We start from the raw sequence: 26,546 nt of genomic DNA, 5'->3' as shown, positions 1-26,546 counted from the left end.
CAAGCACAGGGCCTTGGTGGCGCGTTTTCACAGTTTAAGCCTTGGGCTCTCCGTCGAAGAGCGCTTTGGCCATCACCTGCGCGTCGCCGATGTTGTACTTTATGAGCGAGCGTTCATTGGGCTGGTGCGCATTGGGGGTCCAGGTGGCCCAGACCGCCGCGTCCAGGCCGGCTCGGCGCAGATACGCCGCGACAGTGCCGCCGCCCACGCCCATGGGCCTGGGAGACCCCCCATAGACCGACTGCACGGCCGGAAGAAGCCTGGTGACGATCTCTGCGTCCTTGGGAGTGGCCGGTGCGGCCTGTTCCTTTTGGACGATGTGGTATTCGGCGGTAACGCCATAGGTTTTGCAGATGTCCCGGCCCATTTCGTAGACGGCCTCCAGCACATCGTCGAGTTCGTACTGGGGCAGCACGCGGCAGTCCATGTAGAAGACGTCACGACCGGGGATGGTGTTGACGTTCTCCACGTTGGCCTCCTTCTTGGTGGGCTGGAACGTGGAGTTGGCCGGCTTGAAAAGCTCGTTCACGGCCGGGAAACGGTCGTGGAGCTTGGTCAGGCGGAGAATGAAGGCGGCAGTGGCCACCAGCGTGTTCACGCCCTCCTCGGGCGAGGAGGCATGGCACTGCTTGCCCGAAAGGGTGATGCGCAGCCAGAGCATGCTTTTCTCGGCAATCTCGACCATCTCGGAAGAGGGGATGCCGAAATCCGGGATGAGGTAGAGGTCATTCTTGCCGAATATTTCCGGATGGTTCTTCAAGAGCCAATCCAGGCCGAATTTGGAGCCGTTCTCCTCGTCCGCCACCAGGAGCATGCCGTAGTTCATGGGGGGCGTGACCTTGTTCTCCACAATGGCCTTGGCCAACAGAAGCGAGGCGACCACTCCCTGGTGGTTGTCCTCAACGCCGCGCCCAACGAGCACGTCGCCTTCCACGGAGAGCGTGAAGGGATCGGTGGCCCACAGGGACAGGTCTCCGGGGGGGACCACATCGAGGTGGGAGATCACCCAGAAGGTGCGGGAGGTGTCTTTGCCTGGGATGACGGCCTTCAGGCTTGGGCGGTGGCCGCAGGGGACGCGGCTGTCCGGGGCCTGGTATTCGGCCACGTCGGTGATGCCGTGATCCGCAAGCCAGGCGAGCATGTAGTCGGCCTTGGCCCGTTCGCCCTGGCCGCCGTTGTCTGGGCCTACCGCCGGGATGGAGACGAGGGTTCTCTGCAGGTCGATGACGGTCTCGCGGCTGGCCGCGATGTTTTCAAGAATGCCGGGAAGCATGGGGGCTCCAAGTATTGCTCACAAAGGGTTTGGGGTCGAGCGATCTGTAGCCCTTTGCAGGGGGCGCTGGCAAGGCGCAAAGAAAAAGGCGGGAGCCGACGGCTCCCGCCTGGTGAAAACGAGAGGCTTAACGTCCGCGGGCGGCGCGCTTGGAGGCCTTCAGCGGGTTGACCTTGATCTTGCCGCCGGTGTCCTTCTCGGCCTTCACATGGGTGGCGAAGTTGCACACGCTGTGCGACCATTTGCGCTCGGGCAGCGGATAGCTGGAGCAGTACTTGGCTCCCTCGACTTCTTTGGTGCGCTCGCAGCCTTCGCACTTTTCCACGATGGGCTGGCACTGAACGCCGTTCACGACATAGCTCATTGATCTATCCTCCGTTCACGCCCAATGGGCGATACGATTCACGTCGTTTGGAACCGTGCTCTCTTTCATCATTCTTTGCGGACTGTCAAGACCCGCGCGCCCATTTCCTGACGGAATTCATCTCCCCGAGCAGGGCCTGGTAGTCAATGGTGTGGAACCGGCCGTTTCTGTAGAGGGTTTTCCCGGCCACCATGGTCAGGCGGACTTCATGGCCAGTGGCGCTGTACGCCAGATGGGACACGGGATTGTGAAGAGGATTGAGGTTCGCGACGTTCGCGTCCAAGGCGATAAGGTCCGCCTGCATGCCGGGCGCGAGTGCTCCGATGTCACGTTGGCCCAGGGCGAGCGCGCCCTGCGTGGTGGCCATGTCCAGCACAGCCTGTGCGGGCAGGGCGGTGGGGTCGAGGTCGCGGACTTTGGCCAGAAGGGCGGCGGTGTTTAATTCCGAGAACATGTTGAGCGCGTTGTTGCTTGCCGCTCCGTCGGTTCCCAGGCCAACGGTGATCCCGGCTGAGCGCATGGCTGCCACCGGGGCCATGCCCGAGGCCAGCTTCATGTTGCTGCGCGGATTGTGAGCCACCTTGACGCCATGTGCGGCCATGAGCCCTATCTCGGCGTCGCTCACGTCCACGGCGTGGGCTATGAGCAGGTTCGGGGCGAGAAGGCCGAGTCGTTGCAGAATGCCCACTGGCCGCGCGCCGAACCGTTCAAGGCACATGGCTGTTTCGGATGTGGTTTCGGCCGCGTGCAAGGTCAGGGTAAGGCTCAAGTCCCGGGCAAGGCCGGACAGGCGCTCCAACGAATTGTGGCTTGTTGCGTATACGGAATGGGCCACCAGGCACGGCTTGACCAGGCCTTTGTCCTCGCAGAAGCTGACGAGCTCCGAAATCCGCTCGAATGCCTGGTCCACGGTGGAGTAGGAGGCGTTGGGCGTGTCGAAGACGCCTTCCCCGAGAAAGGCCCGCATGCCTATGGTGTCGACCGTCCGGGCAATGGCCTTTTCGAACAGGTAGAGGTCGCAGAATGTCGTGGTGCCCGTGGCCAGCATTTCGGCGCAGGCCAGGGCCGTGCCCATTGAGACGATTTCAGGAGAAAGCCTGGTTTCGGCCGGCCATATGTGGGTGTTCAACCACTCCATGAGGGGCAGGTCGTCCTCCAGGCCGCGAAACACCGTCATGGCCGCGTGGGTGTGGGTGTTCACAAGCCCTGGAAGAACGATGTGTTCCGAGAGATCGATGGTTTCCCGGGCTTCAAAGTCTCTGAAGTCCTGCCAGCGGCCCAGGGAGTCTACCTGGCCATTGGTGACGGCAATGCCGGCATCCGGCAGGATTCGCCTGTCCGCGTCCTGGGTGACGAGGGTTCCGGCGCGTATGAGGGTGTCGCAGGTGTTCGGCATCTGTGGCATCTGGCGGTCATGCCATGTGGGCGCCTGAAGTCAAGTTCTGGCTTGCAGGGCCTGGAAAAAACGGGAAAACTCCCCTCCATGTCCCGCAACGTTGTCACCCGGCTGCTCACGCTCGTTACTTTCGCGGCCGCCGCATTCTCCGTGTTTTCCTCTCTCGGGATCAACATCCGCCTTCAAGGCATCCTCCTTGCCATCCTGATGGTGAACGTGGTTTGTTTCAAGGTAGTCACGTTCAAAATCACCTCTGTTCCGGATGCCAAACGAAGAATTCTACGAATATTCAATGGCGTAACACGGATAATGGAATACTGCTGCTGGGTGCTGGCGCTCGCGCTGCTGGCAGGCTTCACCCAGGCGTATTGGCAGGATGTTCGGGACGTGCTCCCCAGGCTTTTTCCCCTCAATGCCATGGAAGGGCGCGAGTCGGTCAAAGCCTGGCTTCTTGCCCACGGCCAGAACATCTATCCTTCCCTGGAAACCCATCCCTACCTGATCACAATCTATCCCCCCGTCTACCACGCCGTTACCGCTGGGGCGGCCTTGCTGGCCGGATGGGGCATCGGGGCCGGAAGATGGGTGAGCCTGGCGAGCTTTTTGTGCCTGGCTGCCCTTTCAGTGATGTTTGCCCATCGTCTCACCGGCTCAAGTATCGCGGCCTTTCTGGTGCTTGCCGTTCTCCTGCTGGACCCGGCTCTGGGAGAGTGGAGCCTGCACGCCCGGCCGGACATGCTGGCATGGCTTTTGGCTTTGGCTGGTTCCGCCTGCTTCTGGGGCTCCTGCAACGCGCCGGAGCGGCAAAGGAGCGGGCGGCTGGCCCTGGTCTCGGGCATCGCGCTGTGCCTTGCCCTGTTTACCAAGCAGCAGACCTTGCCGTATCTTCTGGGCTGTATTGTCTGGGCTGCTGGAAAGGGCAGGGCAGGATGGCGTCCGGCTTTTCTTATGTGTCTGTCATGCATTGCGTTGAGCGCTCTCCTGGGAGGCGCTCTTGAGATGTGGAGCGGCGGCTATTTCCTGCGCGACATCGTGCTCTATCCCAAGCTCATGGGGTCCCTGGCATCGATTTCAACCCTCGAGAACCTGCTGGTCCGGCTTGGCCAGGTGTGGGAGCAGTTCCGGACCCTGTGGCTTTTATCCGCAGGGTACCTGGCCTGGGCGATCTGGAACAGACGTTGGGACTTGCCCATGGTTCTCACCGTGGTCAATGTCGCCTTCATGGTGAAACTCCTGGCATCCTGGGGAGCGGACATCAACTACGCCTTCGGCTCAGTGGTTCCGGCGGTGCTCTGCGCGGGCCTGCTGGCGGGCGCCCTGGCCGCGACGAAACCGTACGGCAAGGGCCTGGCGTTCGCGCTGCTGTTTCTTAGCCTGCATGCGTCCTCAGGACATCCCAAGAACACCCTGGCGGACGTCTCTACGCTTCAGGGGATGGATGGAACCCTCCTGGTCAATACGGAGGGCGGCCATCTCTTTCTGGGAGAGAAGCCAGGGCGGACCGTGACCTTCTTCGATGGCATTGAAACCCAGCTCTATGAACAGACGGGTTTATGGAAAAGTGAGGGGTCAGGCCTGGTTTCTGACATACGCAACAGAAAGTTCGGTCATCTGGTCTTTTACGGGGGGTTTCTTCCCCAGTCAGTGCTCGATGCGGCCGCCATTTCCTACGACATAAAGGCGAAGGCGGATCAATATGTAATCCATTCTCCCTCGAATGCCGCTCTGGTGGCGGCTGTGGACGGTTCCGGCAAAGGCTGGTCAAACGGCAAGGGGCGGGTGCTTTCGGTGTACCTAACGACCTTGCACCAGGAGACCGAAGGCTTTGCCCCTCTGGACCGAAACCGGCCGGGAATACTGCGCTTTACGCTCATGACGGACAAGGCCGCGCCCTACGTGGAGGCTGCCCTGGATGTGCGCCTGGACCCCAAGGACCCCGGGAGCGCGGTTCGAATCTCCCTCATTGGGGCGGAGGGCAGGGTACTGGCGTCTTTGCCGGTAACGGACAAGGGACTGCGCAACGTGACTCTGAAGGGAGAATCATTCGGAAACAGTGTGGAATTGCTGGTCGAGCTTTCCGGCAACGCCTGGATCTCGCCCCGTCATGGAGCCCTGGCCGTGTTGAAGACGTTTGATTAAGGCTGCATCTGGCAGGTTTAATATCCCATCCTAAAAGCCGATCTTCGCATCCTGTTGAAATAATCCAGCTGGACGGGATTATTCGAAGAATGCCGCGCCGTCCTTGGTCCAGAGTTGGGCCCACGGCCCCGTGAGCGTTACCTGAAAGGTTATGGGGCCATCCCTGTCGAGACAATCCAGGGAAATGCTCCACCGGGCGCTGATGGGCGACCAGGCTCCGGGTTTTCCGGTGAGCTTGGTCACTGGCTTGAGCTTCCCTCCGCGCACAACCGAGACCTCCACGGCGCTCTCCGCTCCGCTCGCGCGTGGGTAAAAGGTCAGCATGCCGCTCCGGGGCTGAACGTCATAGAGAAGGGTCAGGGTGGTTGCTCCTTCCGGTACGGCCAACAGTCTCCATCCGGGTGTGTCGGTGGCTTCGTCTCGAACGGATTGGGGCAAGGCCTGAACCAGTCGCTGCGGCGGGGCGTCCCCCTCGGCAAACCCCTGATGCAGGCCCTGCAAAACGGTGGTCTGCCTCCCGGCCATGCAGCCGATGCGGTCGTAGAGCGCCTTGAGCCCCCACCAGCCTGGATCGCGTACCATGAAGTGGCCCACAAGGGCCATGTTCACCACGAGTGGGAAAAAGATGTATTTCCAGAAGGGTTTCCGCAGGCAGCTCAAGAAATTCCCCAGACTTTTCAATAAGATGGTTTGCAGGACGCTTGACGGGGACGCACATTTGTCGTAGCGGCGTCAACGCATCAATACCACTTCAGGAGAGAGCTGTCATGGACTTGCGTGCCCTGATCAGAGACATTCCGGACTTCCCCAAACCCGGCATCATCTTTTTGGACATCACCCCGCTGCTCGGCGACGGCAAGGCCTTCCGCCACGCCATCGACTCCATGGCCGAGCGCTTCAAGGACTGCGGGGCCACGCGGATCGTCTGCGCCGAAGCCCGCGGCTTCATCTTCGGCGCCGCCCTGGCCTACAAGATGGGCCTTGGGTTCGTGCCTGTGCGCAAGCCCGGCAAGCTCCCCTGGAAGACCACCACTGTCACCTACGACCTGGAATACGGCACCGACACCCTGTGCATGCACGAGGATGCGCTGCTTCAGGGCGAAAAGGTGCTGGTGATCGACGACGTGCTGGCCACCGGCGGCACCCTGCAGGGCATGCTCAAGCTCATGGAAACATTCGGCGCCGAGATAGTCGGCATCGGAGTGCTGATCGAGCTTGGATTCTTAAACGGCAGGGAGAAGATCAACGGCCTGCCTTTCGACAGCATCATCCAGGTAAGCTGATCCGAACGGTTTCAGTTGCCTGCTGGTTCACGAGGCGGCTAGTCCGGCCAGGCCGGAGATGGCCCGCTTTTCATATTCATTGAAGGGAAACGGAAGAATCATGAAGATTGGCATCATCGGCGGCAGTGGCCTGGACAACCCTGACATTCTGGAAAATCCCCAGGACCAGGAAATCGACACGCCCTACGGCAAGCCCAATTCCACCCTGCGCCACGGGCTCATAAAGGGACGCGAGGTTGTCCTTTTGGCCCGGCACGGGCGCCAGCACACCACCCCGCCCACCTGGGTGAACTACAGGGGCAATGTCTGGGCACTGAAAAACGCCGGGTGCACGCACATCCTGGCCACCACGGCCGTCGGGTCTTTGAAGGCCGAGATCAAGCGCGGCGACCTGGTTGTGCTGGACCAGTTCATCGATTTCACCCGTCACCGGCCGATCACCTTCCACGAAAGCTTCGAACCCCATGCGCCTGTGCACACTCCCATGGCCGATCCCTTCGACGACGGCCTGAGAAATAAACTCATCAACGCCTGCGCCAAATACGGCTATGCGCACCATCCTACTGGCACCCTGGTCACCATTGAAGGGCCACGTTTCTCCACCAGGGCCGAGTCCAACATGTTTCGCATGTGGGGTGCGGACGTCATCAACATGAGCGTGGCCTCCGAAGCCATCCTCGCGGCGGAAGCCGGCGTCCCCTACGCAGCGGTGGCCATGTCCACGGATTACGACTGCTGGAAGACGGACGAGCCTCCCGTTACCTGGGAGGACATCCTGCACATCTTCAAGCAGAACGCCGAAAAGGTGACCAATGTCCTGATCGAGGCCATCGCGAGCGCGTAGATCCATGTCAGGCTGCGCCTGCCTGCTCGTGCACGGATTCGGGGGGACGCCCTTTGAGATGGCCCCGGTGGCCGAGGCCTTGGAAATGGGCGGCCACCACGTGAGCCTGCCTGTCCTGCCTGGCCATGCCAGTACAATAGACGATTGGAGCCGTACCCGCTGGTCTGATTGGCTGGGGCACGTCTGCGCCGAGTATGAGAGGCTGCAAGCCTCGCACGGCAAGGTTTTTGTCCTGGGGCTTTCCATGGGGGGGAGCCTGTGCCTTGCCTTGGCCCAGCGCTATCGCCCGGCCGGGGTGGTTACCATCGCCTCGCCTGTCTTTCTCTACCGTTATCTGCCTCTGGAAGCCACGGACTGGCGTTTGCCCTTTACCGGCCTGCTCAAGAAGTTTCGCCCCATCTGGCCAAGCGCCCCCAAAAAGCCTGAATCACGACTCATAGCGCCCTGGCAGGGGTACGAAGAGGCGGTCGCGCTTGAGCCTTTGCACAGCTTTCTGACCGGCCTCCGCGAGGTGCGCTTAAACCTTGGCAGGGTTACCGCGCCGCTTCTCACGATCCATTCGCCCCTGGACCGGTACGTGCCTTTCGGCAATCTGTGGGAGATAACGAGGAGCGTGGATTCAGCGGTCCGGCGCTGCGCCGTGCTGTCCATTGAGGAACGGGTAACAAAGCACCATCTTCTCACAACCCACAGGGAAACCAAGGGCATGGTTTCCGGGTTGTGCGCGGCGTTCGTACAAGAGTTTTGCGAGACGGGGTAGGGATTACCCCCGGGAGCTCTTCAACACCTTCCAGGCGGCTTCGAGGACAACGGTCTTGTCCAGGGGTTTGGGCACGTATTCGTCCATTCCCGAATCCAGGCACGTCTGCCTATCGCCTTTCATGGCATGCGCGGTCATGGCCACTATGGGCAGGCGCGCGCTCCCGGGCCGGGAGGCCTCCAAGGCGCGGATGGCCCGGGTGGCCGAGAGGCCGTCCATCACCGGCATTTGGATGTCCATGAACACTATGTCGTAGTTATTCGTGGAAACCGCTTCCACTGCCTGAAAGCCGTCGCTCACGCAGGTGACGGTGAGCCCGAATTTCTCCAGCATACGCCTGGCGGTGAGCTGATTGACCCGTTCATCCTCCACCAGAAGCGCCTTGGCTTTCGGGAGCGTCCTATTTTCAAACGGCTGTCCCGGCTTTTCTGGCTCTTTGGCAGGAACCAGGCTGACAGGGATGCTCAGGACGAAGTCGGTCCCTTCTCCCTGCGAGCTGTTCACGCACAGGGCTCCACCCATCATGAGCACCAGCTTTTTCACGATGGAGAGCCCGAGCCCCGCTCCTCCATGCCGGCGGGTCAATGAGCCTTCGGCCTGGACAAACGGATCGAAAATCACGGCCATTTTGTCGTCGGGGATGCCGATGCCCGAGTCGGACACCTGGAGTACCAGCATCATTTTTTCAATGCTCCCGGAAAGAAAGGCGGTGACGCAGATTATGCCGCCAAAGGTGGTGAACTTGAGGGCGTTCCCCATGAGATTGAAGAGAATCTGGCGAAGGCGGACTTCATCGACCGAGAGCATTACCAGATCAATCTCGGAGGAAACATTGATAGTCGTGGAGATGCCCAGTTCTCTCGCCTCGATGGAATAGGGGCCAACGCCCTTGCGGATAAGCTCCCCAACGTTGACCGGGCTGGTGTTCAGGCTCAGGTTGCCTGCTTCGATCCGGGCCACGTCCAGCAGGTCGTTTATCACTGCGAGCAACTGCTTGGCCGAATACGTCGCGGTGGCGATCAATTCTTCCTGTTCAGGGGACGGATGGGTTTCCGAAAGAGCGTCGAGCATGCCCATTATTCCATTCAAAGGCGTGCGCACCTCATGGCTTATGTTGGCCAAAAATTCGCTCTTCACTTGCCCGGCGACGACGGCTTTTTCTTTTTCCTGCTTGAGGGTTTGTTCCTGCTCGATGCGGTCGGTAATGTCGAAACAACATCCATGGAATCCCGAGAACGCGCCTTCAGCGTCTTGCGAGGGCCGGCCGATATCGGTGATCCATCGCCAGGCTCCGTCGGCCCGCTTCAGGCGGTAGTGGAACTCGAACTCCCGCCTGAATGTAAAGTGATGGTTTAAGTTTTTTCGGAGGTCCGGCAGGTCGTCGGGATGGACCCGGCGCATCCATCCATCGTTGCTTGATTGCTCAAAGGTCAGGCCGGTGAAAGCCAGCCAGGTCTTGTTGAAGTAGTCGTGGGCTCCCTGGGCGTTCATCCGCCAGATAAGCGCCGGGAGATCCTCTATGATGGAGAATTGCTGGTCAGGAGCGCTGTTGTCAGTGGCCTGCGGAGCGCGCGGCGGAGCATCCATCTTTTGGCTCGTATCTGGCAGCAGATATACGTTTCACGTTCTCACGCATGCGCCAAAAGGCAAAGCCGACAATGCAATAAGCAAATATTGCTACCATATGTACCGAGACGTTGAATCATGCAATAAAAAAACCGGCACAGGCCGGTTTTTTTCAATAGTGACTTGTTACTGGTATCAGCGTTTGGACATTTTTTTCCGGTCATCAAGCAGCAATTTGAAATTGACCGAATCCTCAAGGGCTTGCCAGCTGGCCTGGATGATGTTGTGCGAGACGCCAACAGTGGTCCAGGTATCCTGCTGATCGCCCGAGGTGAGCAGGACGCGGACGTGGGACGCCGTGCCCGTGTCGTGCTTTGTCTTGGAATTAAGCACCCGGACCTTGAAGTCCAGGAGCCGAATTTCGCTGATGCGAGGATAAAAGCGCGACAAGGCCTTTCTGAGCGCGGTGTCCAGGGCGTTGACCGGGCCCAGGCCCGCGGACGCGGTGTGCTCCACATGGCCGCCGACCTGGACCATGATGGTGGCCTCGGCCAAGGGCTCCTCGCAGTCGGCCTGTTTCCAGTCCAGCACGCGGTATTTCACCAGGGAGAAATAGCGGCGGCTCATGCCCAGGGCCCGGCGCATGAGAAGCTCGAACGAGGCCTCGGCCGCGGAGTACTCGTAGCCGGCGGCCTCCTTCTCTTTGACTTCCCGCAGGATTTCCAAAACATCCGGAGAGCCTTTTTCCAAAAGGATGCCGTATTCCTTGGCCTTGAAGAGGATGTTGGACTGTCCGGCCATGTCCGAGAGGACCACCTGGCGGACGTTGCCCACCTTTTCCGGCTGGGTGTGCTCGTAGAGGCTTGAATTCTTCGTGACTGCGGCCACATGAATGCCGGCCTTGTGGGTGAATGCCGATTCGCCCACATAGGGTTGCCGTGCGAACGGCACCCTGTTGGCCACCTCGTCGATGAAACGGGAGGCTTCGGTGATAAGGGGCAGGTTTCCTTTGGGCAGGGCCTGCTTCTTGAGCTTCAGCTCCAGGGTGGGGATGATGGAGCAGAGATTGGCGTTGCCGCAGCGTTCCCCGTAGCCGTTCATGGTTCCCTGGACCTGCACAGCGCCAGCCTGGACGGCCATGAGCGAGTTGGCCACGGCCATGTCCGTGTCGTTGTGGGCGTGGATGCCTATCTTGGCCAAAGGCAGGGTTTTCAGGACCGCGTCGCAGATCTTGCGGATGTCGCAGGGCAGGGTGCCGCCGTTGGTGTCGCAGAGAACCAGGACCTGGGCGCCCGCGTGGTGGGCCCGCTTGAGGCACTCCAGGGCGTAGTCCTTGTTGGCGCGGAAACCGTCGAAGAAGTGTTCGGCGTCGAAGAATAGCTCCTGGCACTGGGGCTTCAAAAAGGCCAGGGAGTTTTCGATGAGCTCAAGATTGCGTGGCAAATCCACGCGCAGGGCCTCGATGACGTGCTGTTCCCAGGCCTTGCCGAAAATGGTCAGCACCGGCGCCTTGCTGGCCACAAGGGCCTTTAAGTTGGGGTCGGCCTCGGCGGTGTTCTTGGAGTTGTGCGTGGACCCAAAGGCCGCGATGCGGGAATGCTTGAGCTTGTGGCCCTGGATGTCCTCGAAGAAGCGCTTGTCCGTGGGGTTTGATCCCGGCCAGCCCCCCTCGATGAAATCCACGCCAAGCTCGTCGAGCTTAAGTGCTATGCGCATCTTGTCTTCGGCCGTGAGATTTATGTCCACGGCCTGGGCCCCGTCGCGCAAGGTGGTGTCGTATATCTGTACCTTCACCGCATCCTTCCCGCGTTGCTCCGCTTGGCGCGCTGCTTAAGCGGTCTTACGGGCAACGTCTTGGCAAAGTCATGTTGAGGGGCAAGCGCAGTGAGCGCCAGCCCCTGGGGCAATCAGCAGGCGGCCTTTTCTTCCTTGTCCAGCCCGAAGACCGAATGCAGGGCGCGAACGGCCAGCTCAACGTATTTCTCGTCGATCAGGCAGGTGATCTTGATTTCCGAGGTGGAGATGAGCTTGATGTTTATGTTTTCGTCGCGCAGGGCCTGGAACATGGTGGAGGCCACGCCGGAGTGGTTGCGCATGCCTACGCCCACCACGGAGACCTTGGCCACGTTGAGGTCGTGCTGCACGGACTGCGCACCGATCTCGTCCTTCACCGAGTCCAGGATCGCAAGAGTTTGCTCAAGGTCCGCGCGGGGCACGGTGAAGGTCATGTCCGTGAAACCGTCGTGGCTGGTGTTCTGGATGATCATGTCCACCAGGATGCGTTTTTTGGAGATGGCGCCGAAAATGGACGCTGCCACCCCGGGCTTGTCTTTGACCTGGTAGACGGTCACCCGGCACTGGTCGCGGTCATAGGCGATGCCGGAAATCACGAGATCTTCCATCATAGCGTCCTCCTGGGTGACCAGGGTACCCGGGTCGTCGGTAAAGGTGGAACGCACCCGGACGGGCACGTTGAATTTCTTGGCGAATTCCACGGAACGGATCTGGAGAACCTTGGAGCCGGAGCTGGCCAGCTCAAGCATCTCGTCGTAGGAGATGACATCTAACTTGCGGGCAGCCGAGCAGATGCGCGGGTCGGTGGTGAACACCCCGTCCACGTCGGTGTAGATCTCGCAGACGTCAGCTTTTATGGCGGCGGCCAGGGCCACGCCGGTGGTGTCGGACCCGCCTCGGCCAAGGGTGGTGACGCGGCCCTTGCAGTCCACACCCTGGAACCCGGCCACCACGAGCACATCACAATCTTCAAGCAATGCTTTAAGTTTTTTGTCGTCGATGCTTATGATGCGGGCCTTCATGTAGGCATCGGTGGTCTGGATGGGGATCTGCCAGCCCTGCAAGGACTTGGCTTTTATCCCCTCGGACTTGGCCAGGATGGAGAACAGCGCGATGGACACGTTCTCGCCGTTGGCCACCAGGGAGTCCATTTCCTCCGGGTCCGGCTTGGCGCAGAATTCCTTGGCCAGGGCCAGGAGCTTGTTGGTCTCGCCGGACATGGCCGAGAGGACCACGATCATCTTGTAGCCCTCGTCAATGCCCTTCTTGACCCTGGACAGCACCTTCTTCATCCGTTCCAGTCCGGCAACGGAGGTGCCGCCGTACTTTTGAACCATGATTTTCATGACTTGCCGCTCTGTAAGTAGGTTGAAAGGGTTCTCTCAAGCCATTGTGCCGCCTTGGAACCGTGGGCTGTGAACCGTGCCGAGCGTCCCGGGCCTTCTTCGGCCAGTTCCAGGTCGATAAAGCTTGGCGGGCGCAAAAAGTCAGGCAGGTATTCAGCCCATTCCACAAGCACGACCCGTCTTGCAACTCCGTGCCCAGCGTCCAGAAGTTCTTCCAGGCCCGCGTCCATGAAACCTTCGCCAAGACGGTACAGATCGATGTGCACCACGGGAGGGTCGGTCGGATAGACGTTGACCAGGTTGAAGCTGGGGCTGGCCACTTCGGCGTCCGCGCTGCCGGGCAGGGCGGACACGAAGCCGCGGGTCAGGGTGGTTTTGCCTGAACCGAGCCCGGCGCGCAAGAGCACGGTGGGGCTCTCCCAATTCTCCGGCAGGTTCAGCGACAACGCTCGCCCCAGGGCCAGGGTTGCCGCTTCGTCCGGTAAAAAGAGCCCGGCCACCGCCTATTTCTGGCTGGTGACCGTGCGCAGGATGTCTTCCATGCCGATCACGCCCGCCAATTTGCCCCCGTCCACAACCGGCATGGTGTGGAAACCGCGCTCGACCATGAGGGTGGCGATGTCCTCGATGGGGGTTTCGGAGGTCACGTATTCGGGGTCCGGGCTCATGGCCTGGGACACGGTGATGGCCGCGATCTTTTCCATCTCGCGGTCAAGCTCGGACATGGACGTCATGGGCACCAGCCCGTCCAGCAGGGTGAACACCGTGGGCAGGGACAGCTTCTTCTGCTGGGCCACCAGGTCCGACTGGCACAGGATGCCCACCAGGCGCCCGCTGGCGTCTACCACGGGGCAGCCGTTGACGTGCTTGTCCAAAAGGGTTTGGGCGGCCTGCGAGATCGGGGTTTCCGGGGAGAAGGTGATGACCGTTTTGGTCATGATGTCTTTAGCTTTCAGCATCGAGCCACTCCGTGAGGGCGCGGGGCAGTGCCTGGACTATTTCTGAGGCCAGGTTGCCCCGGTAGGGGAATTCACCGGACACCAGCCGTCCGGCGAGACCGTGCCAATACACCCCCAGGCAGGCGGCTAGCAAGGGGGAAAGAGCGCGGGCCAAGAGACTTCCGACAATGCCTGAGAGAACGTCGCCCGAACCGCCGACAGCCAGGTTGGGTTCGGCAAATGGAGAGACGAACACTTGAGAGGATGGGCCGCCCGCCTGACAGATGACCGTGCCCGGGCCCTTGAGCACCGCAGCCGCGCCCAGGCGATTCGCCAGTTCCCGTACGGCTGCCAGGCGGTCCGCCTCCACTTCGGGGACGGTTTTCCCGAGGATGCGGGCTGCCTCTCCTGGGTGCGGCGTGATGACGGCGCCGGGCAGGGGGCTCGGATTCTCCGCCAGCCAGAACAGGGCGTCCGCGTCCAGAACGAATTTCGGCAGACCGGCATTGTCCGGGGTGCGTGCCGATTGTGGTTGGGCGCGGTTCTCCGCAAATGCGGGCGCCAAGGCTGACAGGAAACTGCTGGCTCCGGAGTCCCGCCCTATTCCTGGCCCCAGAACCACCGCATCGAACTGGGGCAGCCTTTCGATCAAGGTGGATGCCATGGCCGCGTTCCAGGATTCGCCTTCCCCCAGCGGCATGGTCATCACGTCGGGGTATCCGGACTTTAACGTGGGTTCGATGCCTCTGGGGCAGGCCACGGTGACCAGCCCGGACCCGGCCCTGAGCGCGCCCATGGCCGCGAGCACGGGAGCCCCGGTCAGGCCCGGCGAGCCGCCCACTATGAGCAACTTTCCTGCCGCTCCTTTGTGCATGGACGAATCAAACCCAGGCAGAAGCAGGGCCAGGCCGGGCGTGAGAAGATGATGGACCGGCGGCAGCTTTTCCCGGATGGAGCGCGGGATGCCGATCTGGCGCACCACCAACTCGCCGACGTAGGGCGAGGCCTGGGGCAGGCACAGCCCCAGCTTGGCCGCTTCGAAGCTCACGGTCATCTCCGCGATGACCGTGGATTGGGACGGGGCGCCGGAGAGACCGGACAGGCCCGACGGAATGTCCAGCGATAAGACGAAGGCTCTCTCGCCAAGCCTGTTCACCGTGTCGATGTGGGCGCGGTATTCGGGGCGCGGCTTCCCGGTGAGGCCGGTTCCCAAAAGGCCGTCCACCACGATGTCCGGGCAGTCGAGCTTGTCGGCTTCAGAGGGCGTCAGGAGCTTCACTTCAACCCCGGCGCGCTTGGCCAGGCGCAGGTGAAAGCCGGGCGCGCCGGTATAGGCCTTGCCCGGCCGGGTCAAAAAAAGCGTGACTTCCGCTCCTGCGTCCTGGAGGTGCCTGGACAGGGCAATGGCGTCGCCGCCGTTGTTTCCCGGCCCGGCGAAACAGATTGCGGTCTTGCCGCTCAAATCGCCGAGTTTGTCCTCAAGGGCGTGCAGGGCTTCGCGGCTGGCGTTCTCCATGAGAAGCTCAGTCTTCAAGCCCATGGCGGACGAGGCCTTGTCCCAGGCGTTCATTTCCGTTGGCGTGAGAAGCGGGGAAAACAGGAGAGTGTCTATCACAAAAAGCCTCCAGGGCTTTCGTTCAGCGATGCGTCATGAAATCTTTCGTTGGGTCCGCCCCTTTCATGGGGCTTCCAGAACCACCACGGCGGCGGCCACGTCGCGGCCGTGGGTCAGGCTCACATGGGTGTGCGTGACTCCCATGGCCATGGCCCGGTCCCGGGCGTGGCCGTAAAAGAGCACGCGCGGCTTGCCCATGGCGTCCGACACGACTTCGATGTCCTTGTACCAGATGCCGTCGCGAAATCCCGTGCCCAGGGCCTTGGCTCCGGCTTCCTTGGCCGCGAAGCGCGCGGCCAGATAGGGAACGGCCTTGGCGGGCATGGCTTCGCGCTCGGCCTGGGTCAATATCTTCTCCAGGAAACGCTCGCCATGGCGTTCATACACCGTGGCGATGCGGTCCAGTTCGGTAATGTCCATGCCCAAGCCGACTATCATAGTGCCTTTCCAATACTCTATCGCGCGCTTAAGATGCCAAACAGAACCCGGCGCCATAAAAGGGATTCCAAAGGAACGTGTCCCTTTGGCCGCCGGAGGCTTCCATTGCCACGGCATAATCTCGCCTGCATCAGCTTAGTCAACAAACCCCTGGATGATCCCAGTCATCTTCTCCACCGCTTCGGTGATGCCCGTGAGCACCGCGCGCGAGATGATGCTGTGGCCGATGGAGTATTCGCTCACGCCCGTCACCTTGGCGAAGGCCCAGATGTTGTCGTAATTGAGCCCGTGGCCCAGGTTCACCTTGAGCCCCAGGTCGCGCCCCAGGCGGATGCCATTAAGCACCTTGGCCAGCTCGCGTTCGCGGTCCTTGGGCGTTTTGGCGTCCGCATAGGCCCCGGTGTGTATCTCGATGTAATGCGTTCCAGCAGCCTTGGCAGCCTTGATCTGCTCGGGGTCGGCGTCGATGAACAGGCTGGAGCCGATCCCGGCGTCGTGCAGCGGGGCCAGGTAGTCCGCCAGCTCCTTTTCGCGGCCAACGCAGTTGAGGCCTCCCTCGGTGGTCAGTTCCTGGCGTTTTTCCGGCACCAGGCAGACCATGTCCGGGCGTATACCCAGGGCCAGGCGGTGCATTTCCTGGGTGGCAGCCATCTCCAGGTGCAGTCTGGTTTTTATGAGCTGGCGCAGGAGGGCAACGTCGCGGTCCTGTATGTGGCGGCGGTCTTCGCGAAGATGCACGATGATGGCCCTGGCCCCGGCGATCTCCGAGAGATGTGCGGCAGTGACCGGTTCCGGCTCCTGGCCAAGGCGAGCCTGGCGCAGGGTGGCGACATGGTCGATATTGACGGCCAATATTGGCATATGTGCGCTCCTTATAATCTGCCGGAAATGTAGCCTATATTTATTGTGCCTGCCAGATCAAAGCTCTGTGTTGACAAACTTCCCCGACGCTCGTATCGGATGCTGCCCCAATCGATGGGCCTTAACCTAAAAGAATGGAGATGCGCGGATTATGAACCTGTGCATAGTTGGAACTGGTTATGTCGGCCTCGTGAGCGCCGCATGTTTCGCCGAGATGGGTAACGACGTCTGCTGCGTGGATATCAACCCCAAAGTCGTGGAGAACCTCCGCAACGGCAAGGTCCACATCTACGAGCCCGGCCTTGACGAGATCGTCAAGCGCAACACCGAGCAGGGCCGCCTGAAGTTCACCACGTCCATTGCCGAAGGCATGGAAGGCGCGCTGTTCGTGTTCGTGTGCGTGGGCACCCCCTCCAAGGCCGACGGTTCCTGCGACCTGAGCTTCGTGTATCAGGTTGGCAAGGAAATCGGCCAGAACATGACCGACTACAAGATCGTGGTGGACAAATCCACCGTGCCCGTTGGCACTGCCGACAAGATGCGCTCCATCATCGGTGAGGAGCTCAAGAAGCGCGGCCTGGCCATCGAATATGACGTTGTCTCCAACCCCGAATTCCTGAAGGAAGGCGACGCGGTGAGCGACTTCTTGAAGCCCGACCGCGTTGTGGTGGGCACCGAGAACGTGCGCACCGCCGAGCTTCTGAAGGCCCTTTACGGTCCCTTCGCCCGCAGCCGCGACAAGGTCATCGTCATGAGCGTGCGCTCCGCCGAAATGACCAAGTACGCGGCCAACTGCATGCTGGCCACCAAGATCTCGTTCATCAACGAGGTCTCCAACATATGCGAGCGCGTGGGCGCCGACGTGCGCGACGTGCGCATGGGCATCGGCTCCGACAGCCGCATCGGCTACCAGTTCATCTATCCCGGCATGGGATACGGCGGCTCCTGCTTCCCCAAGGACGTGAAGGCGCTGATCGACACCTCCCGCCAGCACGATTTCGAGCCGCAGCTGCTGGCCTCCGTGGATGAGGTCAACAACCGCCAGAAGCACGTGCTTTCCGGCAAGATCAAGCGCTACTTCGAGCCCCAGGGCGGGCTCAAGGGCAAGACCCTTGCCATATGGGGTCTGGCTTTCAAGGCCAACACCGACGACGTGCGTGAAGCCGCCGCTTTCGAGCTCATTCGCGACGTGACCGCCCAGGGCATGAAGGTCCGCTGCTTCGACCCCGTGGCCGGCCCCAACACCCGCAAGGAGTTCGAGGGCAACGACCTGGTCGAGGTGGTGGAAGAGCAGTACGCCGTCCTGGAGGGCGCCAGCGCCCTGGCCGTGGTCACGGAGTGGAACCAGTTCCGCAACCCGGACTTCGACCGCATCAAGAAGACCCTGAAGGCCCCCCTGATCTTCGACGGCCGCAACCTGTACTCGCCGAGCCTTCTGGGCGAGATGGGCTTCGCCTACTTCTGCATCGGCCGCAGGGACCCGAAGTAACAAGAGTGATACGGGGCGCTGCCCCGAACCCCGCCGGGGGGAGACGCCTCCCCCCGGACCCCGGCAATAAATAAACGCAGCCCCGCCCACCGGTCTTCCGGTGAGCGGGGCTGCGTCATTTACGAATCAGCGATCGATCGCCAAGAGAGCGCGACAAACGCGAAGCGATAGAGGATTCCAAAGGAACGATAATTCCGCAGGACAGCGGAATTAGGCGCTGCATGCAGCGCCCGCAGGGCGAGGGCCAGGACGGCCCGAGTCAATCCCCTTTGGCCGCCGGAGGCATCATCAGCCCGCTGGTCTGATGCTTCCCCTCATCAGGACCACTTTTCCTGCTTGATCCTTTCCTGCTTGAACCGGTTCTCCTTCCAGCCCGGCTTTTCGGGCCATCCCAGACAGACGAACGCGAACGGCATGATCGTTTGCGGTATGCCAAGCAGCTCGCGGTATTTGGCCATGCGGCCTTCATCCGGGTAGGCCGCTGTCCAGACGCTTCCAAGGCCCAAGGCATTGGCGCAGAGGAGGATGTTCTGGGTGGCGGCGGAGCAGTCCAACGGCCAGGTTCCCTGAGCCTTGGCGATGCCGGGCTCCCCGCAGACAAGTATCCCGGCCGCGGCGCCAGCCGCCGGTCTGGAACCGGCCTCGGAAATTGCTTTGAGCGTGTCCTTGTTCGCGACCACCACAAAGTGCCAGGGTTGCTCGTTGTGGGCCGACGGCGCGGACATGGCCGCTTCAAGCAGCTGTTTCACGAGGTCGTCGTTGACGGGTTTCTCCAAAAACTTCCTGATGGACCGCCTGGTCTGGATGCATTCAATGGCGTCCATCCCTTTGACGCTCTGTCCGAAGGCCGCGTTCGCGGCAAGCACCGGGGCGGCCGCGGCCATGCCGAGAATGGTTCTGCGTTTGATGCTCATCTGAACCTCCATGACTTTGTTGCCAAACGAAGGGTAGAATCGATTGAAAAACAGGGCCACCGGCACGCATGAATGCTTGTGGACTCAGGCTCTCCAGTGACACCTCTCTAGGTGTCAACTTGATCCCTCGTCAAGAAATCCGGATAAATAAACCGCGATTCCTCTTGGCATGGAAGAAACTTTCACGGTAATGAGCTTCTATATCTCTAGGAACTAGGCTGTTGCGGCTCTTTTGCCGCCGGGAGGGACGATAATGTCGGACAAACGCAAGCGCAGCCGGGTGGACGCGGGATTCGAAGCGGTTTTGTCCTGTGGAGCAATAGAGAAGCATCCGGTGAAGGTAAAAAACGTAAGCCTGAAGGGGATGCTTTGCGAACACGCACCGGAGATTGCACGCCGCAAGGGATGCACTGTTACTATTACGCTTTCGGACACGGTTTCCTTCAGCATCGAGGTACGCATGGTCCGAAACGATGCCAAGGGGTTGGCGCTTGATTTCGTGGGCATGGACGAAACCGCGTTTTTTCACCTGAGAAATCTGGTTCGTTACCACTCCCAGGACCCGGATTCCATCGACAAGGAGCTTTCCGTCCCGGCTTTTATGACCCCTCACACCTAGAATCGTTTGTGCCCGGGGCCTTGGATCACGAGGTTCTCAAGGCTATTCCCAACTGCTCGCGTGGTGTCGCATGATTCGTTCGCCAGACTCTGGCGCGTGCATGCACCTGTGTTATTTAATCGCTCGCTAATGGGTTACGCCGTTGCCGTTTTGCGGATCTTTCACCGTCTGCTGCGGATGGAAATGGAGTTTCATCTCCTGCCCGGAGACCTGCTCCAAGACATAAGACCCCGAAAGCCCCAATTCCAGCCCCAGTTCCTCGGCCCTCGCGTAGAGGGTCAGCGCGGCCAAAGCGGCCTTGTCCGGCGAACAGTCGCGGTTGAAGCATAAGAGAAACAGGCCGTCTTCCTTGGAATCGATCACGAGGAACAAATTGTGTTCCACAAAGTAGATGTCGTCGAAGGCGTGGGTCGCCTTGAGGCCCAGGGGAGAGAGAAGGGAATTTATCGCTTCGAGGGATGATCCTGTCATTCTGCTTGTCCTTGATTTTTGGCCCGGCAAAGGGCTGAAAGGCGTCTTATCCTCAGGCGGTATGATTTGCAAAGCGTAGCGGGCGCAAAGAAAGGGCGAGGCTCGCAAGCCCCGCCCTTGATGACCTTCCCGGCCGGAAGTCCGCCTGGATTCGGTATTACGCCCGCAACGCCCGTGGACCTTTGAACACGATTTCCGCCCTGGCGGAACCATCATTTTGCATGGATACGCTTATGTCCACCGGTTCCTTGAAAAAGTCGGCCGCACCGCGCAAAATTCCTTCGTAGTACTCTGCGTAGCCGCGTTTCGAATGGTAGGTCATCACCAGCGTGTTGCCCTTGTCCTCGTATGTGAAGCGCGGCGGTTGGATGCCAGGAAAATCCTTGGTCAGGCGGGCATGGGTGTCGTTCATGGTCAAATAGAATTCCTTGAGCCCGCTGGCCTTGAAGTAGCGCTTATACATTTTGTTGAACTGGGGAACTGTGTACCGTCCCAACCCGACGAAGATGTCCTTCTGGTTTTTTCCTGTTTTTTTCGAAACTATTTCAGCCATTTGTCTGAGAACCTGGTCGGGGTAGCTTTGCCCTGGCAGGAAGGTCGGGTTGCCGATCTCCGCCTGGACGGCTTGGTGGACATTGGCCCCGAACTCCATCCGGATGTACTCACTCATTAGTTTCGGGAGCACGCCCTTCATGTCTCCGCCCGATACCCGCATCTTGCTCAGGTCGGTCTTGCTGCCGGAAAACTGCTGGGAGAGCGTCAAAAGTTCCTGGGAGAGCTGGGCCAGGTCCCTGGTGGCCTGGGCAGTCTGCACGGCGGCCTCTTCGGATTCGGCCGCCACGTTGGCGATGTCCTCGATGCTGCGGTTGATCTCTTCGGCCGCTGCGGACTGCTCTTCGGCCGCCGTGGCGATCTGCATCACCTGGCTGGTCATGTCCTGAATGCGGTTGGTGATCTCTTCGAGAGCTTCGCCTGTCTTGGCTGTGGAGACGGTGCTTGATTCGACGTACTGTTCGGTTTCCTGCATGGACGCCACGCATTGGCGCGAGCCGTCCTGAATCTGCAGTATGGAGTTTTCGACTTCCTTGGTGGCGGTCATGGTTTTTTCGGCCAGCTTGCGCACTTCATCGGCGACCACCGCGAAGCCCCGGCCCGCCTCGCCCGCACGAGCGGCTTCGATGGCCGCGTTCAAGGCGAGAAGGTTCGTCTGGTCCGCAATATCGTTGATGACGCTTATTATCCGGCCTATCTCGGCGGCCTGCCCATCCAGGGTCGAGAGCACCTGTCCGAGCTTGCGGGTGGAGTTGGCCACGAGATTGATCCCTTCCACAGCGTCGTGAACCTGCTGCGCTCCGGTAGCGGCGGCCTGGTTGGCCACGGTGGCGGCTTCGGAGGAGGTGGAAGCGTTCTTGGCCACCTCCATGACGGTGGAAGTCATCTCCTCCATGGCAGTGGCCACGGTTTCGGACTGGCTCTTCTGCTGCATCGCCCCTCTGGCCTGTTCGTCGGCAGTGGCGGAAAGCTCTTCGGAGGCGGAAGCCACGCGCTGGGCCAGGCCGTTCACCTCTTCGCCGATTTGGATCATCTTTTGGCCGTTTTCCTCAATGTGCCTTTGCTGCTTCTTCGTTTCGGTGAGGTCGACCATGGACATGACCGCGCCAAGGGCTTCTCCGTTGCTGCTCCGGATGGCGTCGATATACGCCCAGATTTCCATTTCCCTGCCGTCCCAAAGTGTTATCGAATGCTCATCGACGGACTTCACTCCCTGGCGCATCACCTTTTCGGTTATGGATTCCCCCTCGCGGTTGTAGAACGCCTGACCCACGGTCTTGCCGACGACGTCCTTTTCGGATTTCTTGAGGAGTTCGAGGAGCGAATTGCTGACGTGCGTGATAACGCCTTTCAGGTCGCACATGAGAAACGGCGTTCCCAGGGAGTGGACGGCGCCCCGGTAGAATTCCCGGCGGCGCATGTTGAATTCGACAACCTCTGAGATGAGGGCGGGCAGGGGCCCTTGCTGCGCCCAGCTGGTTACTTCGTCCAGAAGAAACTCGCGTTTCTTCGCATTGAGAAGTTCAAATCCAGACTGGAGCACGTCTAGGGGCTTCTGGATCTGGATGGAAAGAAACCAGGAGGCTGCGAGTCCAATGGCCGCCATGGCTGCCGCAACGTAGACGTTGCCCGCGAGGTAAGCCGCAACTATCAGTACGCACAGCCCAATTCCCAGAAAGAGTATCTTCGTGCCTGCCTTCATTGCGGAAGTCCTTTTGTTCGTCGCCCGTTCAGATACATCCGCTGAACAGAGCGAATTCCATTTGAGCGCACACCACCGGCCACGGTTTGAGGCCCCCCCGGTTCAGTCCGTGATGTCTGGCCAGCCAGGCGTTCCCCGCTGCCTCGAAGCGGACGCGGCAATTTGCCCCGACTCCGCGATGCATCAATAGCGTCATTTTCCATAGAAACACAAGGACTCAGGGCAATTACATTTCGTGATCACCTTTTTTGCATCGAGGTCATTGGGAAACGTTTTGAGGAGAAAACAGACCTCCGGGGCTTGTGAGGGAAACCCGGAACGAACTGAGGGCATGCGGCGGGTGCGGGTGGTTCATATTGATTCAATATAAGGAATGATTACGGTTTGTTGCGGATGTTTTTCCAGTTCCCCTACCTTGCCGAGGCTGTCATTGTGTCAGATGGTCGATAAAAGTATATTATAGCATTCTCAGGCGCGACCCCACGCTGGACAGCAGGGCCTCAAAAAGGGCAAGAATGGTTGCATCCGCCCCATACAGCTCGCGGGAGGGCCTGGTTGCAGGTGCCGCCTTCCGACGAGCAGAAACTCAAGGTACGAATTCACGGCGGATGTGCTGGGAATGTGACTGGTTCTTCATCAGTGGCATTGTGTGGTCATCCGAACCTTGTGCGGGTGTTTAGGGACACGGCATGATCAAACGTTGGGCTTCCGGTCTTAAGATATCCACCAAGATAGTCGTGGCTTCCCTTATCGGAGTCGTCTTCTTCCTGGCGGGCTTTCTCGTGATGCTCCTGCCGCGCATTGAGGAATTCTCGTACTCCGAACGGCGTTACTTCCTCAAGGAACGGACCGCGGCGATCATGAATCTCTTCCATCAGTACCAGTCGGAGATCGAGGCTGGTGAACTGACCCTGGCGGAGGCTCAGCGCCGGGCCATCCGAAGGATCAGGGGCATCGTTCTCAGCAATGACGAGTATTTTTGGATTATGGACACCACCCGTCCCATTCCCAAAATGATCATGCATCCGGTGATGCCGGCTTATGAAGGAATGATTCTCGACGCGCCGGCCTTCTACAGCGCAACGGCCAAGCGATTCGGCAACGCGGATCCCCCTGAAAAGCTCGACAAGGTCAACCTTGCCCAGGCCATGCTGGAGGAATGCCTCGAGAACGGCAGCGGGTACGTATCTTACGTATGGCCCAAACCCATAAAGGAGGGGGGGTACACCGAGAAGCTTTATCAGAAAGAATCGTATGTGGTCCTGTTCAAGCCGTGGGGGTGGATAATCGGCACCGGCGACTACAACGACGACATACAGGCTGTGATTGCTCAATTGCGCAACGCCGCTTTCGTCTACCTGGGGCTCGTTACCCTTTTGGCAGTGTCCGTGGCCATCGCCATGGCTTCCTCCATCACCCGCCCATTGTACCGTTTGATGGCAGCAACCAAGTCCATTGCCGAGGGTGATCTCGACACTCGCGCCGGCATCACGGGCGTAGCCGACGAGTTGGCACAGCTCTCGAACAATTTCGACCACATGACTCTCAAGCTCCGCCAGCGCGATGAAGAACGTCGCGCAGCCGAGGCGGCATTGGGGGCGAGTGAGAAAAAATTCCGGACAATGATCGAGCACACCCGGGAACTCTTCGGCCTGCTTACCCCGGAGGGCTTCGTTGTTCAGGCGAATCCGGCGGCCCTCGCGGTTGCGGGCGTAAGCCTGAAGGACGTGGCCGGGAAGCCTTTTTGGGACACTCCCTGGTGGAACGATGATCCCAAAAAGCAGTTGGAACTCAAACAGGCTCTGGATCAGGCCAGAAAAACAGGTCTGGAATGTTTTGAAACATACCACACAAGCAGGAATGGCCAGAGAGTCCGCATTGATTTTTCTGTTCAGGCCGTGACCAATGACAACGGCGATGTTATTATGTTTATTGCTGAAGGAAGAGACATTACAGAGCGGCATGAGATGGAGTCGCAGCTTCGTCATATGGCCCTGCATGACCCATTGACCGGGTTGGCTAACAGAACATTGCTGCGCGATAGAATTGGTCAGGCCATAATGTCGTCGTCTCGTGAGTCGAGTTATAGTTTTGCGGTGTTGTTTATTGATTTGGACAGGTTTAAAATAGTCAATGATAGTCTTGGTCATAGTGTCGGGGATGATATTTTAAAAGAAGTGGCGGGCCGTTTCAAATCCGTTTTACGGTCCGGGGATACCCTTGCGCGGTACGGCGGCGACGAATTCGTTGCGGTTATCAAGGGCATTCAGATGGCACGCGAAGCTGTTCGCTTGGCACGCAGGCTCGTGAATGTGTTGGAAGCGCCTTTCCATGCGGGAAATTCGCTCGTATCCCTCCGGGCGTCGATCGGAATTGAACTCAACCCGCCTGAAAATGCGACGCCTGATGAACTTATACGAAACGCGAACCTGGCCATGCACAATGCCAAGCAGCTCCGAAAGGGCGGGCCAAAAGTTTTTACAGCCCGTCTTCTCGAAAGCATACAGTCCATTCGGATCATGGAACAGGAACTCCCGGCGGCATTGGAGAATGGACAGCTCCACCTGGTTTTCCAGCCCATAGTGGATCTGTCTCACAGCCGGGATGCTTCCGGCTTTGAAGCCCTGTGCCGCTGGAACCATCCGGAAAACGGCAGCATCCCGCCCATGAATTTTATTCACATGGCCGAGGAGACAGGGTTTATAGTGAAATTGGGCGAGTGGGTCCTTGATAAGGCTTGCCGGACCCTGGCTGACTGGAACCGGTTGGTGCCCGCTTCCAGGGATGTTTTCATTTCGGTCAACGTGTCCCCCAGGCAGCTGAAAACCGTCGGGTTTTTCGGGATGGTGCGCAGGACGCTCGATAAATATGGTCTGAAGCCGGGGCAGCTCCATCTGGAAATCACCGAGACGGTCATCATGGATGCCTTGCCGAAGACCATCGAGCAGCTGACAGAACTGGCGGAATTTGGCGTGCGCCTGTCCATCGACGACTTCGGCACCGGGTATTCCAATCTCGCGCTTCTCACGAAACTACCGGTCTCAAATCTGAAGATCGATCTCTCCATAATAAGCGGCTTGAATCAAAATGAGGCCAATCTGGCAGTGGTGCGAACCATCGTGAACATGGCCAGGGCCCTGGAACTCAATGTGGTGGCCGAAGGCGTGGAGTCGGAACTCCAGCGGGAGGTGCTCGTTTCCCTCGGCTGCTTCATGCAGCAGGGATACCTGCATTCCCGCCCGCTCTCCGAGGAGGGAGCCTTGGCAGTCTTGACCGGACAGTATCTGATCAAAGAGACTGCCTGAGCGGCCCTCACGACGTTCCCCCCCAACTGCTCGGCGCGACAGCGGCGTTCACCCGAGGGGCGTGTGTTTGGGGCTCTTCACAGCCAGACGATCCCGGGAGGCCGAACGTGTCCGAACCAGAAACCACCACAGCACCGGCTGCCAAAAGCTGGAAACAGCGCCTGGGCATTGCGCTCGTGGTCTACAGTTTCATACCCATCTGCACTGTCGAATTGCTCGCCTTCCTGGACGTTTCCCCAACCTTCGCGGTGACCTTCGGGGCCATCTATCTGGCTTCGGGCGAAATCGCCTTTCTCGCCGCCGTGGCGCTTCTTGGCAAACAATTCGTCATAACCATCAAAGACAAGGTGAAAGGCTTCTTTTTCAGGCCCAAGGAGCCGGGCAGACCAAAGCCCATAAGCCGGTTGCGCCATGGTATCGGCGTGGCTCTCTTTTTTTTCAGCATCGTGCCGTATTACGCCACCATGGGGATTCTCTTTTTGGCGCATCCCAAGGAACCCGATCTGCAAGCGATTCTGTATCTGCTGCTGGCCGGGGAGGCGCTCTTTTTCGTGAGTCTCTTCATTCTCGGCGAAGAGTTCTGGGCGCGCCTGAAAAGGCTTTTCGAATGGCCGGGGAAGGAAGCGGTTTGAAATACTCCCTGGTGGAGCGGCAGAGAAACACATGTTGCTTCTTGGACGGGACGGTCTTTGATCCGCTGCCGGAAAGCCTGTCGGAAACCTCCACGCATTGTCCGCACGTCTGCGGGACGCGACCACGCACCCTCCAACGTTAAACTCCGCGCTCATTCCCGCCTGCGAGAACAGGCGCCTGGCCTCTCGCAATTGGCAAGCAACCCGCGAAACGCTACAAACCGACTTTAAGCAAAAATGTGTTC

At 59.8% G+C, this 26,546-nt stretch carries 23 protein-coding genes; 8 read left to right on the top strand and 15 right to left on the bottom strand.

Annotation, left to right across the window (positions count from 1 at the left end; all coding sequences use genetic code 11):
• Positions 1-34: 34 nt before the first annotated feature.
• The 3 genes from HY795_17550 to HY795_17540 form a co-directional block, all read right to left on the bottom strand.
• Entirely contained in the window at positions 35-1,273 is a 1,239-nt protein-coding gene (locus tag HY795_17550; GenBank protein MBI4807024.1) for a M20 family metallo-hydrolase, read from the bottom strand.
• Between the two features lie 127 nt (positions 1,274-1,400).
• Positions 1,401-1,637, bottom strand: coding sequence for a hypothetical protein (locus HY795_17545; GenBank protein ID MBI4807023.1), 237 nt, complete (start codon positions 1,635-1,637; stop codon positions 1,401-1,403).
• Between the two features lie 85 nt (positions 1,638-1,722).
• The gene (locus tag HY795_17540) at positions 1,723-3,033 is read right to left on the bottom strand and encodes an amidohydrolase (GenBank protein ID MBI4807022.1); all 1,311 of its coding nucleotides are present in this window, start codon (positions 3,031-3,033) and stop codon (positions 1,723-1,725) included.
• Positions 3,034-3,120: 87 nt separating this feature from the next.
• Here HY795_17540 and HY795_17535 point away from each other — a divergent pair, with 87 nt between their 5' ends.
• Positions 3,121-5,172 carry a hypothetical protein gene (locus tag HY795_17535; protein ID MBI4807021.1) on the top strand — a complete coding sequence of 684 codons (2,052 nt, stop codon included), beginning with the start codon at positions 3,121-3,123 and terminating at the stop codon, positions 5,170-5,172.
• Positions 5,173-5,250: 78 nt separating this feature from the next.
• On the opposite strand, the gene HY795_17530 is transcribed toward HY795_17535, so the two are convergent.
• A complete protein-coding gene (locus tag HY795_17530; protein ID MBI4807020.1) occupies positions 5,251-5,832 on the bottom strand; it encodes a hypothetical protein in 582 nt (193 codons plus the stop codon).
• Positions 5,833-5,939: 107 nt separating this feature from the next.
• Here HY795_17530 and HY795_17525 point away from each other — a divergent pair, with 107 nt between their 5' ends.
• The 3 genes from HY795_17525 (at position 5,940) to HY795_17515 (ending at position 8,059) form a co-directional block, all read left to right on the top strand.
• Positions 5,940-6,455, top strand: a complete 516-nt coding sequence (locus tag HY795_17525; protein MBI4807019.1) for an adenine phosphoribosyltransferase — start codon at positions 5,940-5,942, stop codon at positions 6,453-6,455.
• A gap of 100 nt (positions 6,456-6,555) precedes the next feature.
• Entirely contained in the window at positions 6,556-7,299 is a 744-nt protein-coding gene (mtnP, locus tag HY795_17520; protein MBI4807018.1) for an S-methyl-5'-thioadenosine phosphorylase, read from the top strand.
• Positions 7,300-7,303: 4 nt separating this feature from the next.
• A complete protein-coding gene (locus HY795_17515; protein ID MBI4807017.1) occupies positions 7,304-8,059 on the top strand; it encodes an alpha/beta fold hydrolase in 756 nt (251 codons plus the stop codon).
• 3 nt (positions 8,060-8,062) lie between these two features.
• Here HY795_17515 and HY795_17510 read toward each other — a convergent pair whose 3' ends face one another.
• The 8 genes from HY795_17510 to HY795_17475 form a co-directional block, all read right to left on the bottom strand.
• Positions 8,063-9,646 (bottom strand): response regulator, encoded by a 1,584-nt coding sequence (locus HY795_17510; protein ID MBI4807016.1) that lies wholly within the window; start codon positions 9,644-9,646, stop codon positions 8,063-8,065.
• Between the two features lie 174 nt (positions 9,647-9,820).
• Entirely contained in the window at positions 9,821-11,419 is a 1,599-nt protein-coding gene (locus HY795_17505; GenBank protein MBI4807015.1) for a citramalate synthase, read from the bottom strand.
• A 113-nt stretch (positions 11,420-11,532) separates the two neighbouring features.
• Complete coding sequence (locus tag HY795_17500; GenBank protein MBI4807014.1) at positions 11,533-12,765, bottom strand: aspartate kinase; 1,233 nt, start codon at positions 12,763-12,765, stop codon at positions 11,533-11,535.
• Positions 12,762-13,265, bottom strand: coding sequence for a tRNA (adenosine(37)-N6)-threonylcarbamoyltransferase complex ATPase subunit type 1 TsaE (tsaE, locus tag HY795_17495; protein MBI4807013.1), 504 nt, complete (start codon positions 13,263-13,265; stop codon positions 12,762-12,764). Before tsaE ends, HY795_17500 begins: the two co-directional genes overlap by 4 nt.
• Positions 13,266-13,268: 3 nt before the next feature.
• Complete coding sequence (locus tag HY795_17490; protein ID MBI4807012.1) at positions 13,269-13,724, bottom strand: CBS domain-containing protein; 456 nt, start codon at positions 13,722-13,724, stop codon at positions 13,269-13,271.
• Positions 13,711-15,273, bottom strand: coding sequence for an NAD(P)H-hydrate dehydratase (locus tag HY795_17485; GenBank protein ID MBI4807011.1), 1,563 nt, complete (start codon positions 15,271-15,273; stop codon positions 13,711-13,713). The genes HY795_17490 and HY795_17485 overlap by 14 nt, the downstream gene beginning before the upstream one ends.
• Positions 15,274-15,381: 108 nt before the next feature.
• On the bottom strand, positions 15,382-15,756 hold the full coding sequence (locus tag HY795_17480; protein MBI4807010.1) for a holo-[acyl-carrier-protein] synthase: 375 nt from the start codon (positions 15,754-15,756) through the stop codon (positions 15,382-15,384).
• A gap of 135 nt (positions 15,757-15,891) precedes the next feature.
• Positions 15,892-16,617: a pyridoxine 5'-phosphate synthase gene (locus HY795_17475; protein ID MBI4807009.1), complete on the bottom strand. Its 726-nt coding sequence runs from the start codon at positions 16,615-16,617 to the stop codon at positions 15,892-15,894.
• 151 nt (positions 16,618-16,768) lie between these two features.
• On the opposite strand from HY795_17475, the gene HY795_17470 reads away from it, so the two are divergent.
• Positions 16,769-18,106: a UDP-glucose/GDP-mannose dehydrogenase family protein gene (locus HY795_17470; GenBank protein ID MBI4807008.1), complete on the top strand. Its 1,338-nt coding sequence runs from the start codon at positions 16,769-16,771 to the stop codon at positions 18,104-18,106.
• A 317-nt stretch (positions 18,107-18,423) separates the two neighbouring features.
• On the opposite strand, the gene HY795_17465 is transcribed toward HY795_17470, so the two are convergent.
• Positions 18,424-18,930, bottom strand: coding sequence for a nitroreductase family protein (locus HY795_17465; protein ID MBI4807007.1), 507 nt, complete (start codon positions 18,928-18,930; stop codon positions 18,424-18,426).
• 343 nt (positions 18,931-19,273) lie between these two features.
• Between HY795_17465 and HY795_17460 the strand changes: the two genes are divergently transcribed.
• Positions 19,274-19,639, top strand: coding sequence for a PilZ domain-containing protein (locus HY795_17460; GenBank protein ID MBI4807006.1), 366 nt, complete (start codon positions 19,274-19,276; stop codon positions 19,637-19,639).
• Between the two features lie 126 nt (positions 19,640-19,765).
• Here HY795_17460 and HY795_17455 read toward each other — a convergent pair whose 3' ends face one another.
• Both HY795_17455 and HY795_17450 read right to left on the bottom strand, forming a co-directional pair.
• The gene (locus HY795_17455; GenBank protein MBI4807005.1) at positions 19,766-20,110 is read right to left on the bottom strand and encodes a hypothetical protein; all 345 of its coding nucleotides are present in this window, start codon (positions 20,108-20,110) and stop codon (positions 19,766-19,768) included.
• Between the two features lie 157 nt (positions 20,111-20,267).
• Positions 20,268-22,364 (bottom strand): heme NO-binding domain-containing protein, encoded by a 2,097-nt coding sequence (locus HY795_17450; protein MBI4807004.1) that lies wholly within the window; start codon positions 22,362-22,364, stop codon positions 20,268-20,270.
• 689 nt (positions 22,365-23,053) lie between these two features.
• On the opposite strand from HY795_17450, the gene HY795_17445 reads away from it, so the two are divergent.
• Both HY795_17445 and HY795_17440 read left to right on the top strand, forming a co-directional pair.
• Positions 23,054-25,669, top strand: a complete 2,616-nt coding sequence (locus HY795_17445) for an EAL domain-containing protein (GenBank protein ID MBI4807003.1) — start codon at positions 23,054-23,056, stop codon at positions 25,667-25,669.
• A 107-nt stretch (positions 25,670-25,776) separates the two neighbouring features.
• A complete protein-coding gene (locus HY795_17440) occupies positions 25,777-26,301 on the top strand; it encodes a transporter suffix domain-containing protein (protein MBI4807002.1) in 525 nt (174 codons plus the stop codon).
• The last annotated feature ends 245 nt before the right edge of the window (positions 26,302-26,546 follow it).

Source organism: Desulfovibrio sp., from assembly GCA_016208105.1.
Taxonomy (GTDB): domain Bacteria; phylum Desulfobacterota; class Desulfovibrionia; order Desulfovibrionales; family Desulfovibrionaceae; genus Fundidesulfovibrio.
The sequence above is the reverse complement of the archived record's forward strand: the minus strand, read 5'-3'. Positions and strand labels throughout refer to the sequence as shown.

What these genes read in the sequence shown, in the direction of transcription:
- HY795_17550 (MBI4807024.1), bottom strand. Translation starts at nt 1,273, where the DNA reads ATGCTTCCCGGCATTCTTGAAAACATCGCGGCCAGCCGCGAGACCGTC.
- HY795_17545 (MBI4807023.1), bottom strand. Translation starts at nt 1,637, where the DNA reads ATGAGCTATGTCGTGAACGGCGTTCAGTGCCAGCCCATCGTGGAAAAG.
- HY795_17540 (MBI4807022.1), bottom strand. Translation starts at nt 3,033, where the DNA reads ATGCCGAACACCTGCGACACCCTCATACGCGCCGGAACCCTCGTCACC.
- HY795_17535 (MBI4807021.1), top strand. Translation starts at nt 3,121, where the DNA reads ATGTCCCGCAACGTTGTCACCCGGCTGCTCACGCTCGTTACTTTCGCG.
- HY795_17525 (MBI4807019.1), top strand. Translation starts at nt 5,940, where the DNA reads ATGGACTTGCGTGCCCTGATCAGAGACATTCCGGACTTCCCCAAACCC.
- mtnP (MBI4807018.1), top strand. Translation starts at nt 6,556, where the DNA reads ATGAAGATTGGCATCATCGGCGGCAGTGGCCTGGACAACCCTGACATT.
- HY795_17515 (MBI4807017.1), top strand. Translation starts at nt 7,304, where the DNA reads ATGTCAGGCTGCGCCTGCCTGCTCGTGCACGGATTCGGGGGGACGCCC.
- HY795_17510 (MBI4807016.1), bottom strand. Translation starts at nt 9,646, where the DNA reads ATGGATGCTCCGCCGCGCGCTCCGCAGGCCACTGACAACAGCGCTCCT.
- HY795_17500 (MBI4807014.1), bottom strand. Translation starts at nt 12,765, where the DNA reads ATGAAAATCATGGTTCAAAAGTACGGCGGCACCTCCGTTGCCGGACTG.
- HY795_17490 (MBI4807012.1), bottom strand. Translation starts at nt 13,724, where the DNA reads ATGCTGAAAGCTAAAGACATCATGACCAAAACGGTCATCACCTTCTCC.
- HY795_17485 (MBI4807011.1), bottom strand. Translation starts at nt 15,273, where the DNA reads ATGAACGCCTGGGACAAGGCCTCGTCCGCCATGGGCTTGAAGACTGAG.
- HY795_17480 (MBI4807010.1), bottom strand. Translation starts at nt 15,756, where the DNA reads ATGATAGTCGGCTTGGGCATGGACATTACCGAACTGGACCGCATCGCC.
- HY795_17475 (MBI4807009.1), bottom strand. Translation starts at nt 16,617, where the DNA reads ATGCCAATATTGGCCGTCAATATCGACCATGTCGCCACCCTGCGCCAG.
- HY795_17470 (MBI4807008.1), top strand. Translation starts at nt 16,769, where the DNA reads ATGAACCTGTGCATAGTTGGAACTGGTTATGTCGGCCTCGTGAGCGCC.
- HY795_17465 (MBI4807007.1), bottom strand. Translation starts at nt 18,930, where the DNA reads ATGGACGCCATTGAATGCATCCAGACCAGGCGGTCCATCAGGAAGTTT.
- HY795_17460 (MBI4807006.1), top strand. Translation starts at nt 19,274, where the DNA reads ATGTCGGACAAACGCAAGCGCAGCCGGGTGGACGCGGGATTCGAAGCG.
- HY795_17455 (MBI4807005.1), bottom strand. Translation starts at nt 20,110, where the DNA reads ATGACAGGATCATCCCTCGAAGCGATAAATTCCCTTCTCTCTCCCCTG.
- HY795_17450 (MBI4807004.1), bottom strand. Translation starts at nt 22,364, where the DNA reads ATGAAGGCAGGCACGAAGATACTCTTTCTGGGAATTGGGCTGTGCGTA.
- HY795_17445 (MBI4807003.1), top strand. Translation starts at nt 23,054, where the DNA reads ATGATCAAACGTTGGGCTTCCGGTCTTAAGATATCCACCAAGATAGTC.